Below are 19,391 nucleotides of genomic sequence, written 5' to 3' on the forward strand. Positions count from 1 at the left end.
TACTTTGCAACAAATGCTCTTCCATGTATAAGAAACGTTTAAGCATTTGCAGCAAATGTATAATTAGTTCTTGCAAATGCTTAATGCTTTGCAACAAATGCTCTTCCATGTATAAGAAACGTTTAAGCATTTGCAGCAATCATTGTAATGAACTTATAAATCTATTTATTTCCTGAAATATAACAGATATTTTAAGAAGCTACGGTGTACACACAAGTCCTAAAAAGCTGGTTTGATGAGGCTTGACTCAACGAGATAAAGACTGCATATTAGCGATTGCTCTTTCTGCAACATAGCTGATTATCACTTGATTTACCCCCAAGTTTCTATCCTGTGAGAAAAGAAGGGGCTTTTTTATTAATGAAAATGCCTATAACCTTTCAATCCCGTTGCCAATTTACGAGGCTTCAACGCTTGGCTCTATGTATCATCGATATCCGATGCTACCACAGGCGGCTTTTCTTCCTCTAACGCGCTTGGGTTATTAGCCTAAATTTTAACTTTTGAAATTAAAATAAATTATATTGTACAAAAAAATACAAACCATTTTCTTGCCATGTATTATGTGAAGTATCAACAGAAACTAAAGGAATACCCCACTCAACAGCAGCAGTAAAATTATTACCTTGTAACCACCGCAAACCCAAACCAACAGCAGCTAGAGTGTTAGTGTTAATGTTAATGTTAATAATATTATTTTCATCTCTATTGGACGAATTACTCCAAGCAGTACCAACATCAACAAAAGGAGTCACTTGTAGAACTCCCTTCCAGGAACGCACACGTAAAATTGGTAGTCGTAATTCAGCAGAAGCAAGAGCGCCATTATCTCCCACCAACAAATCTTGACGGAATCGCCGAACACTATTTACACCACCTAAACGAAATTTTTCTGAAGCTAAAAGTGTTGTGGAAGCTAGTTGCACATCGCCACGAATCAAAAGTACGGTATCAGGAGCTAATAGGCGTACCCATTGTGCTTGGCCTCGCCAAGCGAAAAAACGGCTATCAGGACCGGTATCATTGATTGTGACATTGAATGCATCAATTCCTAAACTAAATTGAGAACGAGCGGCAATTACTTCTTGGCTATTACGGGAAATCCATTCTTGGAAGAATCGCAGGGCAGATACTCTGGTGCGTCCTTGTGCATCATCTCCTGGTGATGGGAAGGGAATCTCGCCTCCCAGCAGCGTTGCTTCACTTTCGCGATAGCTGCCTGTCAATCCAAGAGCGAATTCTTGGTTAGGAGTTTGGAGTAGTGGCTGGCGGAATGTGAGTTCGTAACGTTGGGAAGTTGATTCAATATCTAGGATATCAAAAGGACGTTCAATAAAATTGGCTGGTCTATTGCCATAGCGGAAGGTGAGAGTGCCATTGTGGGGATTGAGGGGTAAGCTGTAACTGGCATCTATAGCATTACTGCCATCAGTATTGCTGTATGTTAACGATATACTATCTCCAATTCCCAGTAAATTGGATTCCTTAACTTGCAGTTGGCGACGAAAGCTACCAGAATCAGGGGGAGGACGATTGTCCAGTACTATTTTTGTATTGAATGTATCTGCCTCAGTTACCTTGATGGCTAGTAAACTAGTATCGGTTCGTGAGCCAGCAAACAGTTCCGCAGACAAGCTTTTAATTAAAGGATTAAGCTGCAATAGTTGCAGGGACTGTAATAGGCGTTTTTGATTCAAAGGGGTGGATGCACCATTAGCTATACGACTGCGAATATAATTTGGGTTAAGTCGCCTAGTACCAGTGACTTGGATATCCTCTAATTTGCCTTCGATTACCTGGATTCGGACAACACCATCTGTGAAAGTTTGTTCAGGAATATAAGCTTCAGAAGTAATGTATCCCTTTTGATTGTACAATTCGGTAATTTTGGAACGAGCTTCTAATAATTGTGCAAAAGTAATCGGTTTGTTGATAAAGTCCTTAAGTACCTCATTCAACTTTTTTTGGCTAAAAACCGTACTACCAACGACTTCAAACTGTTTAACAGTGAAAGTGTAGGGAATTTCAGGGAATGGTTGCTCTAGTGTGGGTAGCCCTTGAACTGGTTGGAGTAATTGGGATGGAGGGGGTAGTTGCGGTGCTGGAGACGGTGGTGTTGATTGTGTTTTGGTTGGTGGCTGAATATCCGGCACTCGCCCAAGTAACCCAAGCGAGGGAGAATTGTTTTGAGGTAACTGCGCCTTACCAGGTGTAGTTGTGATGCTGTTAAACAACATCAGTAAACAAGATATGGCAAAAGTATGAGTAACTTTAGCTACCATAACACTGCATAGGCTTTTGCGTGGAAGTATAAGGAGTAAGAGTGGTTGGATTAGCACTAAAAACTATTTGTCCAAAGGCATTTAGCGTTACTCCTGTGGCCTCAACAATACGTTTAGGAATATAAATAGTTGGTTTAATCCTGACAGGTAGTAGGGAACGCTTCTTGTTGCTGGGTTTAAGAGATACCCAATCTATTTGTATTGCATCAGGGTTGAGAATATCTTTAGGATTGGATGGTAAACCGCCGCGTCCGAGAATAACAAACTTGCTTTGAGCATAACCTGGACTGTAGCAGCTCGGCCCAAAAATAATTTCATTCGGGTTGAGAAAAAACAAGTTAGGAGAGCCATTGTCTTCAATCAAATCGTTGTCAATCCCGCTAATCGAGGGAAATTGAGATTGAGCAAAAACACGCCCTTGCAAAGAAACAATAAACATACCCGTCAAAATCAGAGAACTATACCAAAACTGCAAATTTTGAGTTATTCCTGACATAACACCCCTCAATTAATCAGTAATTTGACCGTGGGTAGTAGTGCATAGTAACGATCAACTAAATAAGTGTCGTTTAATCAATACCTTCGCCAAAATAAGAGGATGAAGAAAAAGATCCGATGTAGTAGAGCTATTGTCTCTGACAACGACAACTCAAAACTACAAACAGCCCATGCCTGACATCTTATCACTGTTACAATGCCTATTACTGCAAATAAATAGCCATGTAATTCTATTTTCTAGTGACCTAAACTTGTCATTTGAAAAAATTATTGACTATTACAAACTACGCTTTCAAATCAAATTTACTTTTCAAGATGCAAAGCAATTTTGGGGATTAGAATATTTTATGAACCTGAGCCAAACTGCCGTGACTAATGCTGCTAATCTGGCTTTTTTTATGGTTAATTTATCCTATCATTTTCTGGCGGATTTTCGCCTCCTTAATCCTGACTCTGGCATTATTGACCTGAAGGCTCACTATCGTGGCTTTCGATATGTGCATGAAATATTAAAAATGCTTTCAGAAATCCCTGAGCCTATTTTATTAACTCATATTTTTGCCAAGCTTACATCTTTAGGTCGTATCCATCCCGTTTCTACTGGCTTTGAACCCTCGTAAATTGGCAAAGGTATTGACCTTTTACTGACAATAATTCTAACTATCCTTAATCTCGAATTGAATATCTGACATATTTTGTTTTTAGCAAACAAATCTCTTGCAAAAGTCCCTTCACGCGGTAGAATAACGAAATTTTGCAAGAGGTCTTAATCATGAAACCATTTCTTTTTGTAACCGATTTAGATGACACCCTCGTGTATCGCACTGTCGGTGATGACAGTGCTTTACCAGAACTAAATCAACTGCTGGAGAGACATCGCCAAGAATACGGCACTAAAATCGTTTATTCTACCGGGCGATCGCCTGTACTTTACAAAGAACTCCAAGCTCAAAAAAATCTTTTGCAACCGGATGCCCTCGTCCTATCTGTGGGGACAGAAATTTACCTTGATGGTACTGATACTCCAGACTCAAATTGGTCAGAAATCCTCTCTCCAGGATGGGAACGGGAAACTGTATTATCTATTACGAAAAAATATTCTGAGTTAGTTCGGCAACCAGATTCAGAACAGCGTCCCTTCAAAGTGAGTTGTTTCCTAGAACAAGAAGCATCTGTCAGAGTGATATCACAACTTGAAGCAGAGTTGCAGAAAAATAAATTAAATGTAAAGTTAATCTACAGTAGCGGTATTGACCTTGACATTGTACCCCATAGCAGCGATAAAGGTCAGGCAATGCAGTTTTTACGCCAGAAGTGGAAATTTGCAGCAGAACAAACAGTTGTCTGTGGTGATTCGGGTAATGATATTGCTTTATTTGCTGTAGGCAATGAACGGGGAATCATTGTGGGGAATGCCCGCAAAGAGTTACTCCAATGGCACAATGAGTATCCCGCAGACTATCGCTACCTGGCAAAAGGTTTTTGTGCAGGTGGAATTATTGAAGGCTTAAATTATTTTGGTCTCTTGTAATGATTAGTTATCTAAAAGGTATAGTCGCTGGTATCCAAACAATTGGCGCTAATCGCGTGATTCTGACTCTGGAAGTGAATGGCTTGGGGTATGATTTGCAAGTTCCCCAACGGCTAGCAAACCAATTACCAGAGTCGGGAGGAGTGGCGCAAATTTTTACCCATTTCCAAATTCGTGAAGAAGTGCCCTTTCTATATGGCTTTGCTTCCCCAGCCGAACGCGATTTATTTCGACACTTGCTGACTGTCACAGGTATTGGTGCAGCCTTAGCGATCGCACTCTTGGATACTCTGGAACTACCAGATTTAGTCCAAGCAATTATCGCTGGCAATACACAAATCTTGATTCAGGCTCCAGGTGTCGGTAAGAAAATCGCAGAACGCATCTGTTTGGAACTGAAAAGCAAATTGGTCGAGTGGCGTAAATCAGCCGGGTTCTTCGTCGCCACAGGTGGGCCAGCACCGGGAATTCTCGAAGAGGTGCAAATGACCCTCTTCGCCTTGGGATATACTGCCCATGAAGTCAGTCACGCCCTGCATGTGGTCAGCGAAGACATCGGACTACCCAAAGATGCTTATGTCGAAGATTGGATTAAACAAGCGATCGCTCATCTCAGTAGCGAACAAGTTTAATTGTCGTTGGTCATTGGGCATGGGGCATGGGTTATTCTCTTTGCCCCCTCATTCTTTTCATCCTTTTCATCCCCCTCATCTCCCTCATCTCCCCACTCCTCAATGCCTAATGCGCAATGCCCTATCCCCAATGACTGACCCTTATGCTTGGCTAGAACAGTCCTTAGCGACAATTCATCGGGCGGACTGGTATCGTTCAGTACAACCTATCAATGGTCGTCCTGGTGCAACGGTGGTTTTAGCTGGGCAAGAGGTAATTAATTTTGCCAGCAATGACTATTTGGGATTGGCTGGAGATCAGCGTTTGATGGCAGCGGCGATCGCAGCCGTCGCCGAATTTGGGACTGGTAGTACTGGTTCGAGATTACTCAGTGGACATCGGGGATTACACAGAGATTTAGAATCTGCGATCGCATCTACCAAACAAACAGAAGATTCCTTGGTATTTAGTTCCGGGTATCTAGCCAATTTGGGTGCAATTACCGCCCTCGTTGGCAAGCGTGATTTAATATTCTCTGACCAGTACAATCATTCCAGTCTAAAAAATGGAGCGATTCTCAGCGGTGCAGCAGTTGTGGAATACCCACACTGTAATATGGCAGTATTAAAAACTCAGTTGAACCAGCAGCGGCAAAATTACCGACGCTGTTTGATTGTTACTGATACCGTCTTCAGCATGGATGGCGATTTATGTCCGTTGCCTGCACTCTTGGATCTTGCTGATGAATTTAGCTGTATGCTGCTAGTCGATGAAGCTCATGCCAGTGGGGTACTAGGAAAAACTGGCGCTGGATGTGTCGAACATTTTCGGTGTACAGGAAAGCAGTTAATTCAAGTTGGCACCTTGAGTAAAGCTTTAGGTAGTTTAGGCGGGTATGTAGCAGGAAGTAGCGCCCTAATTGACTTTCTGCGGAACCGCGCACCCAGTTGGATTTATACCACTGGGCTTTCACCTGCTGATACAGCCGCGGCCTTAGCAGCAATCAAGATCGTGCAACAAGAACCACAACATCGTGCCCAATTGTGGGGGAATATACATTACTTGAAAACTCTGCTACAACAGTTACCTAACCTGAAATTACTGCCTTCTGAATCACCCATATTATGTTTTCAATTGCTTAATGCCACAGATGCCCTCAAAGCTGGAAAACAGCTAAGAGATGCTGGCATTTTTGCCCCAGCAATTCGTCCCCCCACAGTGCCCACAAGTCGGATCAGAATATCTGTGATGGCAACTCATGAAGTAGTACATATTGAAAAATTGGTAGCAGTATTAAAGGATGTCATCTGACGACAGTTGGGCATTGAGCATTGGGCATTGGGCATTGGGCATTGGGCATTGGGCATAATTAACAGATTTATCCAGACTTGTTTGAGCAACGATCGCAAACAGGCACAAGAACTGATTATTCACAACGCCTTGCACGATCCGTTGACAGATTTACCGAATCGGACGCTTTTGGTAGAACGGCTAGAATTATCGATTAACCGAGCCAAACGAATAGAAACCTATTGTTACGCCGTCTTATTTCTCGACCTAGATCGGTTCAAAGTGATCAATGATAGCTTAGGACATTTAGCTGGAGATCAACTACTCAAAAGCATTGCTCAGAAGCTAAAAACCCATCTACGAGAGATTGATTTAGTCGCTCGAATCGATGGTGACGAATTCGTAATTCTGCTGGAAGATATTGCTGGTATTGAAAAAGCTATTCAAATTACTGAGCGGATTATCAAAGATTTTCAAACACCATTGATACTTAATGATTCCGAAGTGGTTATCAGTACGAGCATCGGTATTGTCTTAGTAACAAAGGATTATTCTCACGCCTCCGATTTACTCCAACATGCCGATACCTGCTGATAATTTGAAAATTGATCGCTCCTTTGTAAGTCAGATGCAGGCAGGGAACCGTAATTATCAGGTCGTTAGTACTATTATTGCTTTAAGCAATCAACTTGGATTAGCCGTTATTGCAGAAGGTATTGAAACACCACAACAACTTCAATGGTTACAGGAACTTGGATGCGAATTTGGTTAAGGTTATGTGTTCTCTAAACCTCTAAGATATGAGACAGCAGAAGTACTTATAGCAAGTCAAACTATGTATTTATCCTCTGGGGAATAGGGCAAACTCATCAGGTAATTAAAAAAGCAGAAAAAGCTCTTGGTGAAGCTAAATTATAAGGAGGCGATCGCGTTATTATTGTACTTAATGCTTAAGTAGATATCCTGGCAATATCAATATTTAACTTATTCACTTAAATTTCAATATCGATTGCTGCCAAATAAAGAATAGTCTAACAGGTAATGAGCGATTAACGAAAAATTTTACTAAAAGGAAGGGAGCTAAACAATTAACTCGTAATTTTCACCAATTTGGATAATAATATAGATTCTTTTACAACTACAGTCAAGATTTTATATTTATCTCTATCTTTATCCAGATATTATTCCCTAATTTTTGTTAGAAATTTGATAGATTGCACCTTTATAGAATAGAATTCAGGAGTCAGGAGTCAGAATTCAGTTGGGTATTTTGACCGAAAAAGCAGATGAATAATCGACGTTTTTGCACCCCCACTAAATCGTAGATTTGGTGGTGCAACAATTCAGTCGAGGATTCAGACCCGCGACTGATAGCGAGTCTGCGATAGCAGAGCAGTAGCGAATATTCGTTCGTGCAGCGTCTCGTAGAGAGCGTCGCGTCTTGATTTTGATCGAAAGCGGAGCGTCTCCGGCTTTGCTCCTAAATTCAGAATAGCTGAATTCTTCTTCAATTAGGGTTTTACATTAGCAAAACAGTGTTATTTATTTTAAAGGTTCGAGATAAAATTTTCCTTTGCATATCAGATAAATAACAACTTAACCTCTAGCAAAAGATGTTTTTATAACTCAGGCAAAATCTATCTAGAGATAAATTACTAAAGTTTGCAAACTAGCTTAGGGTATGTACAACCTCTGCAATGAGTATTGGTTGTTCCAAGAACTTTTCATGCCCCATATTCATTATTCTCAGTTACTGCGTGATGGCATCGTTGTATTAATTGTCGCACTTGCATTAGTGCTAATGTTGATGCTAGACCCCTGGTTAAGCATGAGTGGAACTCCTTTTCTGCTGTTTTTTAGCGCTGTAATGGTGAGTGCTTGGTATGGTGGTTTGAAGTCAGGGCTATTAGCAACTTCCTTGTCTGCGTTACTGAGCGATTACTTCTTTCTTCCTCCAGCTTATGAGCTGAGTTTTGACTTATCCAATTCTGTGCAAATTGGGTTATTTGCATTACAAGGATTGCTCTTTAGTATCATCTGTGAAGCATTAAAAACTGCTAAAAAACGGGCTGATGAAAATCTCCAAAAACTGAGAGTTAGTGAGGAGCGATTTCGATTAGCGTTAAGTAGTTCAGATATCGTGGTCTTTCAGCAGGATCGCGATTTGCGATATCAGTGGATTGATAATCCTCAAGCTCTAGAAACTGCTGAGGAAATGTTAGGTAAGTCTGATGATGAATTATTTCCAGCCTCAGTAGCAGCGCAATTGCAGGCAATTAAGCTAAAGGTAATAGAGACTGGTGTTGCAACCCGTGAAGAAGTTTCTCTGACAACTTCTGGAGAAGACTGTTTTTATGATTTGCTAGTTGAACCACTAAGGGATGCAGACAATAGCATTTTAGGTATTACCTGTGCAGGTGTGAATATTACCGAGCGCAAGCAGGCAGAACTAGAAAAAGCCAGGTTGCACCAGGAACTTCAGCAAGCTATTGGGCAAAAAGACGAATCTCTGGCGTTACTCAATGCTTGGCTTACTAGTTCACCAGTAGCACTGGCTTTTCTGGATACTGAACTGCGCTACATTCATGCAAATGAAGCGCTAGCCGCTATTAACGGTGTACCGCAAACTCAACATATTGGTCGCACCTTTAGGGAAGTACTACCAGAATGGGCAGCGCAAATTGAGCCTGTTTTTGAGCAAGTAATGGAAACGAGGCAGCCCTTACTCAACCAGGAAGTAAGCGGTGAAACCTATCCGCCTGGGGTATATCGTTATGGTCTTGTCAGCTATTATCCGGTGTGTTTGGCGGATGGGCAGTTGTTGGGAGTGGGCATTAGTTCAATTGATATTACTCAACTGAAACAAACTGAACAAGCATTACGGGAAAGCGAAGCTAAGTTTCGTAGTGTGGTTGAGTCAAACATGATTGGTATTGGCTTCTGGGATAGAGACGGCAGGATTACAGATGCTAACGATGCCTTGCTGAATATGGTCGGTTATACCCGTGAAGAATTACTTGCCGGCACACTTCGTTGGCAAAACCTAACTCCTAGAGAGTACGTGCAACTCGATAAGCAAGCACTAACTCAATTTCAAGACAGTTTCTTTTGCACACCATATCAAAAAGAATATATCCGTAAAGACGGCTCACGCTTGCCTGTTTTGGCAGGTGGTAGCCATTTTGAAGGGACTGTAGATCGAGGAGCTTTTTTTGTTCTCGATATTACAGAGCGCAAACAGGCTGAGGAAAGACTCCGCTATATCGCCCAAATTAGTAGTATACTCTCTACTTCGTTAGATTATGAACAAACCTTACAACAGATCGCCAAAATTTCAGTTCCCCAGTTTGCTGATTGGTGTAGCGTCGATATTTTAAATGAAGATGGTTCCATTCGCCGCCTACCCATTGCCCATGTAGACCCAGCGAAAGCGGAGTTGGCGCATAAACTTCAAGAGTATGTGACAGATTACAAAGGTGCAAGTGCAATTACTAGAGTATTGCAAACTGGGCAAAGTGAATTGATCTCAGAGGTATCTGACTCGCTATTAGTAGCAACTACTCAGAATCAGGAACACTTAGAACTTGTTCGGCAATTGGGGATGAAGTCTGTAATGATTGTGCCATTAATCGCAAAAGGGCGCATACTCGGCTGTATTACCTTTATCAACACCCAATCGGATCATCGCTACGATCGCACTGACCTAACTTTAGCAACAGACATTACTCATCGTGCTGCCTTAGCAGTAGAAAATGCCCAACTTTATCGAGACATCCACCAGGCTTTAGTCCATTATGCCCAATCGCTATCTCTTCTAGATGCGCTGCTAGAAGCAGCTCCTGTTGCCGTATGCTTTTTCGATCGGGAACTACAATATATTCGCATTAATCAAGTTTTCGCTGACATTAACGGTTTAGCTATAGAAGAACATCTAGGACGCAAATTTAGGGAAGTGTTGCCAGCGATGGCAGCTAAGTTAGAGCCACAGTTACAGCACGTGTTAGATACTGGAGAACCCCTGCTGAATATGGAAATCAGCGGTGAGACAAGAGGACAACCAAGACGTTACGGTTACTGGCTGGGCAACTATTACCCAGTTCATAACACAATGGGTGAAACGGTAGGAATTGGCATTATTTTGGCAGATGTGACAGCAGCAAAGCAAACAGAAGTTGCTTTGCGAGAAAGCGAAGAAAGGTTTCGGGCAATGTTCAATCAGGCAGCTGTGGGTATTACTCTAGTAGGGTTGGATGGACGATTTCTGCAAGTTAATCCTGCCCTATGCGAAATTACTGGGTATAGCCATGAAGAGTTAATTCAAATGAACTTTCAAGAAATTACCCACCCTGACGACTTAGAAGTTGATTTGGAAAATGCTCGGCGAGTTTTAGCAAAAGAAATTAGTGGTTATTCCCTAGAGAAGCGCTACATCCGCAAAGATGGTTCCATAGTTTGGGCAAACCTAACTTCATCAGCAGTTTGGGATGCTAAGGGAGTTCCAATGTATGCATTAGGGATTATTGAGGATATTAGCCATCGCAAACGAATTGAAGCCACACAAAACTTTTTAGTCGAAGCCAGCACCTTACTAGCTGCCTCATTGGATTATGAAATCACCTTGGAAAATGTGGCAAATCTAGCAGTTCCAACTTTAGCCGATTTGTGCATTGTAGATGTCTTCCAGGAAGATTGGTCAAGTAAACAAATTGCGATCGCAATTGCTGATTCCACAAAACTAAATATTTTAGACGAAATCCGACGGCGTTATCGACCCCAAACCAGAGCCAAACAGCTTGTACAGCAGCTACACTTAGGGATATCTGTCTTTTATCCCGAATTATCTGACTCACATCTTCTACAGATGTCTGAAGACAACGAACATCAGCAATTGCTGCAAAGTCTGGGTATTCGTTCTCTGATGGTGATTCCAGTTCGTTCCCGTGGGCAATTATTTGGAGCAATCTCTTTTTTTACCGCCGAATCTGGTCGGTACTATCAACAAACAGACTTGGCTTTAGCAGAAGATATTGCTCGGCGGGCAGCGACAGCCATCGACAACGCCAGACTTTACCAGGAAACTCAACGGTCTGTCAATCGCACGGTACTTTTACAAAAAATAACTGCTGCCTTCTCGGAAGCCTTAACTCCCCAACAGGTGGCTGATGTAGTGGTGAACCAAGGCATTGCCGCCTTGGAAGCTACTGGTGGTTCCGTTGTTTTACTTACTGAAGGAAATACTACCCTAAAAGTTGTGCAAGCAATTGGCTATCCGCAAACGCTCATAAATACTTCGACAAGTTTTCCGCTCGCAGCACCTAACCAAATAGCAGAAACAGTCAGAACTGGGCAGCCGATTTTTTTAGAAAATTTAGCAGCCATGATTGCTAGATATCCCGACTTAGCAGATGTTGTGACTGTTATAGCGAATAATGCCTGGGCTTCCATTCCCTTGATAGTAGAAGGTAAAGTAATTGGGGCTTTGGGATTAAGCTTTACTCCTCTTCAAATATTTAACGAAGAAGACCGGGGATTTATGTTGACACTGGGACAGCAGTGTGCACAAGCGATCGCCCGTGCTCAACTTTACGAAGCTGAAAAGATTGCCAGGGCAGAAGCCGAAACAGCCAACCGGATTAAAGATGAATTTCTCGCTGTCCTTTCCCATGAACTCCGAACTCCCTTGAATCCGATTTTAGGGTGGGCAAAGTTACTCAGAACCCGCAAGTTCGACGAAGCTACTAAAATCCGGGCATTGGAAACAATTGAGCGGAATGCCAAGTTACAAACCCAGTTGATTGGAGATTTACTTGATGTTTCGCGGATTTTGCAAGGTAAGGTTAGCTTAAATCTCCATGCAGTGGATTTGAAAATAGCGATCGCAGCGGCACTAGAAACGGTGCGTTTAGCAGCAGAAGCCAAATCAATTCAAATTCAAACGGTGTTAAGTAATGATATCGGCAAAGTTCTCGGCGATGGCGATCGCTTGCAACAAGTAATGTGGAATCTCCTCTCCAATGCCGTTAAATTCACACCTACAGATGGACTTGTAGAGGTGCGTCTAGAGCAAGTTGGTTTAGATGCCCAAATCCAGGTGATTGATACAGGTAAAGGAATCAACCCAGAATTTTTGCCCTACGTCTTTGATTACTTCCGGCAAGCAGATGCTAAGACAACCAGAGTATTTGGCGGACTGGGATTGGGACTGGCAATTGTGCGTCATTTAGTAGAACTTCACGGTGGCACAGTTCAGGCAGAGAGTCTAGGAGAAGAACAAGGGGCTACCTTTACAGTTAAATTACCTTTGCTTAAAAATTCTCAGTTACGAGTTAGCAGTAGTGAAGTTTCTCAACCAGAACTCAATACTGAGGAGACATTACTTGCTGGAGTACAAATCCTGCTTGTAGACGATCAAGCTGATGTGCGAGAGTTTTTTAGCTTTGCGCTGGAACAATACGGTGCAACGGTAACGGCAGTTGAATCAGCAAATGAAGCGCTGCAAACATTAGTGCAATCAAAGCCAGATATCCTCTTAAGCGATATTGGAATGCCTTTCATGGATGGCTATATGTTGCTACGCGAAGTGAGAAAATTACCGCCAGAACAAGGCGGACAAATTCCCGCGATCGCCTTGACTGCTTATGCTGGAGAACTTAACTACAACCAAGCAATGGCAGCAGGATTTCAAAAACATCTACCTAAACCCGTCGATCCAGTGGATTTAGCTACAGCGATCGTTAGTCTCATTGGGCACACTTAACCTTGAGAGTAAATCAACTCTTCAATTGTAAGTTTTCACATTCCCCCGCTAACAATAAATTAACAAACAAGAGGGATGGGTGAATATTTGATACCCTGACGACCTTGAGTAAGAACTTGAGCAATATAATTCCAAGGATCAATTTTCCTCAGATGACAAGTTTCAATCACACTTAGAATGAAGCAATAATAATCAACCACAAGGCAATCACATTTCTGAGTATGGCAGATGGATAAGCGATCGCCCTTGGTGTATTCTGCCATTGAAAGTAATTTAATTGGAGCGATCACTTTATTATGTTTACTCCTTAGAGATGAATGAATATTCGTGCCAATCGCAAATGGGGCGATACCCAATCGCTTGATAAATATGATTGGCTGTGGGATTGGCTAAATCTGCAATTAGAAAACAATGGTGGCATCCCTGGTCTAGCAGTTTTTGGCTTAACGCTGCGACACAGGCAGTGGCATATCCTTTGCGACGATACTCTGGTGGTGTATAAGCTAAATTGATCCGACCAATTGTAGGTAACACTTGTTTACTAGACGCAACTGAAACAGGAGTGCTATCAACCCAAAAATAAGTATTCTGCTCTTTCAACCGATTATCTACTTGGTGTTCGACATCTTCGCTCACCGCCTCACCTATCTCAGATAAAAATGCAGAAAGCCACTTGATCAAAAGAGAGCGATCGCCTTCAGTTAGCAATCTGAGATATCCGCTGGCCGTTGAGACTCTTTGCACTGCTGTTAATTGGTAAATTTTCATTACCACCGACTGTTGATAGAATTGTCCTGTCAGTGCTTGCCAAGTCTGCGAGAATATTTCTGCCTCTTTAGCCGGTCCCTTGCTTCCTGGCAGTTGCTCTAAATCTTGAGCAATCAACCGCAAGGCATCCATATTCTGGGCTTTGGATAGTATCAATTTTTGGGGTGGGGTGCGGATGGCAACAGCTAGAATCTCGTCGCTTGTTTGGACAATTGCTAAATAAGGCTTACCCAGGTAACGTTCTGGGTTATGCAACAAGGTATGCGAAATATTCAGCAAAACATTATTTTCTACCTGATGCTGGAGTAAGTCTGAGTGCAGTGCCAGAATTCCTAAATGTTGTCGAATCGATGTAGTTGCATGATTTGCCTTTCTCACTAACCAAGTCAAGAGTTGTGCTATCTAGAACCTGCTTCTTTTATTGTATAGCTGCAATTTTATCTTCAATTTCTCTTCTTTACTTTACAAATTAAATATGTATTTTTTATTTTTCTTCAGAAATTTGCTGTTTGCAAATTGATGTTATAAATTGGTGTTCAGGTTTTAATCAGAGATTTATTTACCAATGAAAACCCAACAATTCAGTTCAATAACCCTAGAAAATAGACCTACCAAGACGAAAAAACAGTCTTTTCCTGGTATGAGTATTGGTACTCCTAAAGTACCATTTCATAAATGCCATAAAATAGTACAACAGCATGAGTTACTTGGTGACTGGGAACACGCAAGTTAACTCAGTGACATCCTCTTACACTACAGTGTAGACTTATCCGCCACTCTCGGTATCCGGTCAGACATTAACTGAGGAACCATGTAAATTAGAGGGGTGATGATTTCTTTGGCTCTATTGCCATCAGCCAACAATCTGAGTATTCTCCTTCATGCAGTTCATTTGCAGACAATAGCTTTACTTTCACAAAACCACATTTCTCATAGCAGCGAATAGCACGATAATTGTCAACGTGCGGATCTATGACAATTTTATGAGCTTGACACTGTTCAAAAAGATAGTTGATCACTGCTGACAGCATTTTTGTACCAATTCCCTTGTTCCAATAGTCGGTTTCGCCTATGAACAAGTCAATCGCATAGACACGATCGGTTTGGTCGAGATGATACAATTGTCTATCAGTTTCCGATAAGTCATTGAGCATACAATACTGCAAATAACCAATGGGAATATTTTGATAGTAGAAGAGGCACGGAACAACTGGTTCATCTCCCCTAATCATCGGTTTGTACGTTTCTATAATTCTTTCTAAGGGAAAAGGATTATCTCTTCCTTCATAAAATTCTAAAACTTTTGCATTAGTTAACCATTTGGCCATCAACTCATAATCATACATTTCATCTTGCATGAGACGAATAGCTATTTCACCGTTTTGAATCAGCATATCTTGTGTATATATTTTTTTATAAAGCGGGGAGGGGAACAGTGGGCGACCTAATTCAACCCTTTACCAATTACAAATTCTTGCGTGGAGGGTTCAGAGCAAGCACTGATTGCAACTACGAATTACTGTCTTCTCTACGAGATGCTCCGCAAACGTAGCAGTAGCGAGTCTGCGTACTCTTACAAAGAAGCAAGCTACGCTTTTAGTGTCTGTCTGCGACACGCTGCACGAACGTAGAGAGCGTCATTATCAATTACGAATTATTTTGACACCTCTTGTTTATAGAAATTATTTAAATCAGCGATGCAATGATATTAATACTCATAGCTAAAATGGTGGTATTGAAAAAGAAGGATAATATGCCATGTAACAGAGTCAAGCGTCTCATATCGGGTGATGTTGTCTGCACATCTGAAACTTGACTGGTCATGCCGACTACAAATGAATAATATAAAAATTCCCAGTAGTCTGGATAGTCGTTATGAGGAAAATCTAAACCTCCGGTGATTTCTTGACTATGATTACGATTAATATATTTGTAATAGCTGTGTGCATATTGCACTGCAAACATCGTATGCACTAGTAACCAGGAACCAACAATGGTCATAATTGAAAGTATGACATGTAGGTTAAGTAGAATTGTTGACAACCCTTTTTTATCGGTTAATAAAAACCCAATGGCTAAAACACTGGCACAAGCCGCAGCAATTACCAGCAGAAATATAGCCAAATGCCCTTCATATTCACTCTCAGCATAACGGCGAATTTTTTCTGGGTTAGCCTTAGTCATTTTCCACCACGTTATAGCTAAGAAAAAGTCAATACCGGAGTTCCAAGCGCAGAGAATGCGAGTAGGTAAGTGCAGAGAATGCGGCAGGATTACTGAAACTAATACAGCCAGTCCGATAGCAACTATCAGTCGGGGTCGGGAGTCAAAGTTTTTAAACAAATTAAGTTTCACAAATATTGCGATCGCAGAGTTTAACTAATTCGTAATTCATAATTTTCGGTGAAACACTACACCACATTACACAATCGTCATTCCAGATTTGACTGGGGTCTGAATCCACATAAGTAGATGGACAAAAATATTTACAACTATTGCAAACCAAATGAATCAATCCAATACTCTGAGATTGTCTCTCTTTTCTACGAGAGGCTACGCAAATGTCTCACTCATAATGATATTGTGTAATTAATTTTGTCCAACTACTTCTTTATCTTCCCAGTCTTTAATCTCCAGTCCTTAGTTCAATTACAAATTACTTGAAATTGCCTCTAATCGTCTCTATTCGTTGACGATTAACACCCAAATCGCTCTGACCTAAACGTGAAGCTGAACGCACGTGGATAACATTGCCATTCCGGTCTAGATAGAATTCTACATCATCCACAAATCCCAGTAAAGCACTTTTAAATTCTGCATATAAATAATCTTTACTTTCGGTAATGATTTTGGTTCTTGGTAAAGACTCAATAATCTGTTTAAGATTAGTAATCGCTTCTTCTGGAGTAGATGTAAAAGCCAGTGGTGCAATTTGGTGAGATGCATCTGTACTCTGACTAGAAACGCAATTGGGGGAATTAGGGCAGGGTGCTAATTTATCGTTGCTAATACCTAAATTATTTGGTCGTTTGCCAGCAAAAACCATAATTATGTCTCCGGGTGAGTGAATAAATATACTCTCACACATTTGTTTAAATCACTGTAATACTTTGCCGTAATCGCATCTTCTGACAAATGACAGATTTACTAAAACATTGGTGATGTGATCGCTTTTTATGACTCATATTTGACTTTAAAAAAAAAAAGCCTGTATTCATTGCTCAATAAAGCTTACAGGCTATATTACATCTATACAAGTCACTTCAGACTAATACAGTATGGCGTAAATAAACATACCATTTCAAATGGCGCAAGAGCTTGGAATATAATTATTTTGACTTTTGACTTTTGAACGCCAGTCGCCTCAATTCGGGAAACCCGCCCACAGCACTGTTTCCCCAACGCACTGGCTGCTTTTGACTTCCGCCTTGCGGTACTAGGCGATACTCAAATTAACTCGGACAATCAAATCGTTGTAATCTCGATCACCGCCATTTGCCAAATCCTCAAAGCCAAAAGCGTTATTCCCTAACAGACGAATATGATCTGCTTTGTCAGTGTTAGCGCCCAAGAAGGAGAAGTAAACTGCCGGATCGTTATTGGGATTGTTATCAAGAATTGCATCAGCCCCGGCATTAACAATGATAAACGGGACGAAAATAGCACCAGGTTGGAAAGTGCCTGTAAAACTTGCTGTAGCTTCGTTAGCTACACTCAAATCAATACCAGCGACACGGTTACTAATAGCAGCTTGAGTGTAGGTGAGGCTATCGCCAGCATCGATATCAATAAAAATATCTTCTGAGAAAGTGAAATTGAAAACCGTGTCTTCTGTTGCTTCTTGGTTTGCATATTCCCGGATTTCCTGTTCCCTCCCTACACAAGTAAGTTCAAGAATCAAATCGGATTCCTATATGATCCGGTAAGTATCGTCTAAATGAAGAGAGATTTATGACGCAAACAATTTCAATTAACGACTCCGGGCGCTTGCAACTCACGCCGCTAGAAATTCCATCCCGTCTGCTGTTGGGACCAGGGCCATCTAATGCCCATCCCACAGTTCTCCAAGCGATGAATACTTCACCTGTTGGGCATCTTGACCCAGCTTTTCTCACACTCATGGATGAAATTCAATCGTTGCTACGCTACGTATGGCAAACAGAAAACTCACTTACCATTGCAGTCAGCGGTACGGGAACAGCTGCAATGGAAGCAACCATCGCCAATGCTGTAGAACCCGGTGATGTAGTTTTAATTGGTGTAGCTGGTTACTTTGGTAATCGCCTTGTGGATATGGCTGGACGTTATGGCGCTGATGTGCGAACCATTACCAAACCTTGGGGACAAGTTTTCAACTTGGATGAACTCCAAACTGCCTTAAAAACTCATCGTCCAGCTATCTTAGCTCTAGTTCATGCCGAAACTTCCACCGGCGCACGTCAACCGTTGGAAGGGGTCGCTGATTTATGTCGTGAATTTGGCACTTTGTTATTAGTGGATACGGTGACAAGTTTGGGCGGCGTCCCCTTGTTTTTGGATGCTTGGGGAGTTGACTTAGCCTATAGTTGTAGCCAAAAAGGGTTAGGTTGCCCGCCTGGTGCTTCTCCTTTTACAATGAGTGCGCGTGCTGTTGAGAAATTGCAACAGCGGCAAACCAAAGTTGCAAACTGGTATTTAGATATGTTGTTGCTAGGCAAGTATTGGGGCGCTGAACGCACCTATCACCATACAGCACCCATTAATTTATACTATGCATTGCGGGAAGCACTACGTTTGCTTGCAGAAGAGGGATTAGCAAATTCCTGGCAGCGGCATCAAAAGAACGTAGAATATCTCTGGGAAGGTTTAGAGAATTTAGGACTGAGTATGCACGTTGAGCAAGAGTATAGACTGCCAACGCTTACCACTGTCCGCATTCCACCCGGAGTAGATGGTAAAGCGATCGCTCGGCAGTTACTCAATGAACATAATATTGAAATTGGCGGTGGTCTTGGCGAACTCGCGGGTAAAGTTTGGCGCGTCGGATTGATGGGCTTTAATAGTCGAAAGGAAAGCGTTGACCAACTTTTAGCAGCACTACGGCAGATTTTGCCTAAGTAGCTTTGATATAATTTGGTGCGTTAACAGTAGCTTAACGCACCTGAGAAAAAGAGCGTAGGCGTAACCTGCTGTAGGCTTCGCGCTAACATTATTTAAGAATTAAAGGGAAGTTGATACTTTACCCTTATTTACTCTTTTTACTTATCACAAAAATTAAAGAAAGAGCAAGGTTAATTTTTGCAGGTCAATACAATCGCATTGTCAGGCGAAACAATTGCATTGTCAGACAAAACAATCGCATTGTCAGGCAAAACAATCGCATTGTCAGGCGAAACAATTGCATTGTCAGGCGAAACAATTGCATTGTCAGGCAAAACAATTGCATTGTCAGGCAAAACAATTGCATTGTTAGTCGTTGCATTAACTAATGTAGTATTGTTTTTGGATAATAGTTATTATTTCCACAGTCATTGCACCCCACCCCTTAATCCCCTCCCTTTAGCAAGGGGAGGGGAGACAAAGCGTAGCTTTGGTGGGGTGGGGTTATTGAAGTTCATTAATATCTATTGAGTATTCCTCACTAGTTCACTGCGAGAAAAAACCAACAACCAGC

Annotated in this window: 16 protein-coding genes and 2 pseudogenes; 10 read left to right on the forward strand and 8 right to left on the reverse strand. The window is 41.6% G+C overall.

All coding sequences use genetic code 11. The features are described from left to right. Positions 1 to 509: 509 nt before the first annotated feature. Together V7K60_RS05670 and V7K60_RS05675 are read right to left on the reverse strand one after the other, a co-directional pair. Positions 510 to 2,282, reverse strand: a complete 1,773-nt coding sequence (locus V7K60_RS05670) for a ShlB/FhaC/HecB family hemolysin secretion/activation protein (protein ID WP_334923658.1) — start codon at positions 2,280 to 2,282, stop codon at positions 510 to 512. Next, a complete protein-coding gene (locus V7K60_RS05675; RefSeq protein WP_334923659.1) occupies positions 2,272 to 2,778 on the reverse strand; it encodes a hypothetical protein in 507 nt (168 codons plus the stop codon). Before V7K60_RS05675 ends, V7K60_RS05670 begins: the two co-directional genes overlap by 11 nt. Before the next feature lie 217 nt (positions 2,779 to 2,995). Between V7K60_RS05675 and V7K60_RS05680 the strand changes: the two are divergent. From V7K60_RS05680 to V7K60_RS05710, 7 genes and pseudogenes are all read left to right on the forward strand, one after another. Continuing rightward, a pseudogene (locus V7K60_RS05680) lies at positions 2,996 to 3,400 on the forward strand (IS4 family transposase); the annotation flags it as partial. A 152-nt stretch (positions 3,401 to 3,552) separates the two neighbouring features. Continuing rightward, complete coding sequence (locus V7K60_RS05685; protein ID WP_334923661.1) at positions 3,553 to 4,311, forward strand: sucrose-phosphate phosphatase; 759 nt, start codon at positions 3,553 to 3,555, stop codon at positions 4,309 to 4,311. Further along, positions 4,311 to 4,943: a Holliday junction branch migration protein RuvA gene (gene ruvA / locus V7K60_RS05690; RefSeq protein ID WP_265269913.1), complete on the forward strand. Its 633-nt coding sequence runs from the start codon at positions 4,311 to 4,313 to the stop codon at positions 4,941 to 4,943. The genes V7K60_RS05685 and ruvA overlap by 1 nt, the downstream gene beginning before the upstream one ends. Before the next feature lie 130 nt (positions 4,944 to 5,073). Beyond that, the gene (bioF, locus tag V7K60_RS05695) at positions 5,074 to 6,234 is read left to right on the forward strand and encodes an 8-amino-7-oxononanoate synthase (protein ID WP_334923930.1); all 1,161 of its coding nucleotides are present in this window, start codon (positions 5,074 to 5,076) and stop codon (positions 6,232 to 6,234) included. Positions 6,235 to 6,240: 6 nt separating this feature from the next. Next, positions 6,241 to 6,807 carry a GGDEF domain-containing protein gene (locus tag V7K60_RS05700; RefSeq protein ID WP_334923663.1) on the forward strand — a complete coding sequence of 189 codons (567 nt, stop codon included), beginning with the start codon at positions 6,241 to 6,243 and terminating at the stop codon, positions 6,805 to 6,807. Next, entirely contained in the window at positions 6,791 to 6,985 is a 195-nt protein-coding gene (locus V7K60_RS05705) for an EAL domain-containing protein (protein ID WP_334923665.1), read from the forward strand. Before V7K60_RS05700 ends, V7K60_RS05705 begins: the two co-directional genes overlap by 17 nt. Before the next feature lie 954 nt (positions 6,986 to 7,939). Beyond that, on the forward strand, positions 7,940 to 12,970 hold the full coding sequence (locus V7K60_RS05710; RefSeq protein WP_334923666.1) for a PAS domain S-box protein: 5,031 nt from the start codon (positions 7,940 to 7,942) through the stop codon (positions 12,968 to 12,970). A gap of 59 nt (positions 12,971 to 13,029) precedes the next feature. Here the strand turns inward: V7K60_RS05710 and V7K60_RS05715 are convergent, their stop codons facing one another. Together V7K60_RS05715 and V7K60_RS05720 are read right to left on the reverse strand one after the other, a co-directional pair. Next, on the reverse strand, positions 13,030 to 13,233 hold the full coding sequence (locus V7K60_RS05715) for a hypothetical protein (RefSeq protein ID WP_334923668.1): 204 nt from the start codon (positions 13,231 to 13,233) through the stop codon (positions 13,030 to 13,032). A 37-nt stretch (positions 13,234 to 13,270) separates the two neighbouring features. After that, a complete protein-coding gene (locus V7K60_RS05720) occupies positions 13,271 to 14,128 on the reverse strand; it encodes a GNAT family N-acetyltransferase (RefSeq protein WP_334923670.1) in 858 nt (285 codons plus the stop codon). Between the two features lie 175 nt (positions 14,129 to 14,303). Here V7K60_RS05720 and V7K60_RS05725 point away from each other — a divergent pair, with 175 nt between their 5' ends. Continuing rightward, entirely contained in the window at positions 14,304 to 14,471 is a 168-nt protein-coding gene (locus tag V7K60_RS05725) for a hypothetical protein (RefSeq protein WP_334923672.1), read from the forward strand. An 85-nt stretch (positions 14,472 to 14,556) separates the two neighbouring features. Here the strand turns inward: V7K60_RS05725 and V7K60_RS05730 are convergent, their stop codons facing one another. From V7K60_RS05730 to V7K60_RS05745, 4 genes and pseudogenes are all read right to left on the reverse strand, one after another. Continuing rightward, the gene (locus V7K60_RS05730; RefSeq protein WP_334923674.1) at positions 14,557 to 15,132 is read right to left on the reverse strand and encodes a GNAT family N-acetyltransferase; all 576 of its coding nucleotides are present in this window, start codon (positions 15,130 to 15,132) and stop codon (positions 14,557 to 14,559) included. Between the two features lie 292 nt (positions 15,133 to 15,424). Then, positions 15,425 to 16,093: a DUF1345 domain-containing protein gene (locus V7K60_RS05735; RefSeq protein WP_334923676.1), complete on the reverse strand. Its 669-nt coding sequence runs from the start codon at positions 16,091 to 16,093 to the stop codon at positions 15,425 to 15,427. Between the two features lie 301 nt (positions 16,094 to 16,394). Beyond that, entirely contained in the window at positions 16,395 to 16,784 is a 390-nt protein-coding gene (locus V7K60_RS05740) for a DUF1499 domain-containing protein (protein WP_334923678.1), read from the reverse strand. Between the two features lie 390 nt (positions 16,785 to 17,174). Next, positions 17,175 to 17,498 (reverse strand): annotated as a pseudogene (locus V7K60_RS05745) (DUF4114 domain-containing protein); the annotation flags it as partial. 191 nt (positions 17,499 to 17,689) lie between these two features. On the opposite strand from V7K60_RS05745, the gene V7K60_RS05750 reads away from it, so the two are divergent. Both V7K60_RS05750 and V7K60_RS05755 read left to right on the forward strand, forming a co-directional pair. After that, positions 17,690 to 18,838 (forward strand): alanine--glyoxylate aminotransferase family protein, encoded by a 1,149-nt coding sequence (locus tag V7K60_RS05750; protein WP_334923680.1) that lies wholly within the window; start codon positions 17,690 to 17,692, stop codon positions 18,836 to 18,838. A gap of 177 nt (positions 18,839 to 19,015) precedes the next feature. Next, on the forward strand, positions 19,016 to 19,348 hold the full coding sequence (locus V7K60_RS05755; RefSeq protein ID WP_334923682.1) for a hypothetical protein: 333 nt from the start codon (positions 19,016 to 19,018) through the stop codon (positions 19,346 to 19,348). The last annotated feature ends 43 nt before the right edge of the window (positions 19,349 to 19,391 follow it).

Source organism: Nostoc sp. (assembly GCF_036917555.1).
GTDB lineage: Bacteria > Cyanobacteriota > Cyanobacteriia > Cyanobacteriales > Nostocaceae > Nostoc.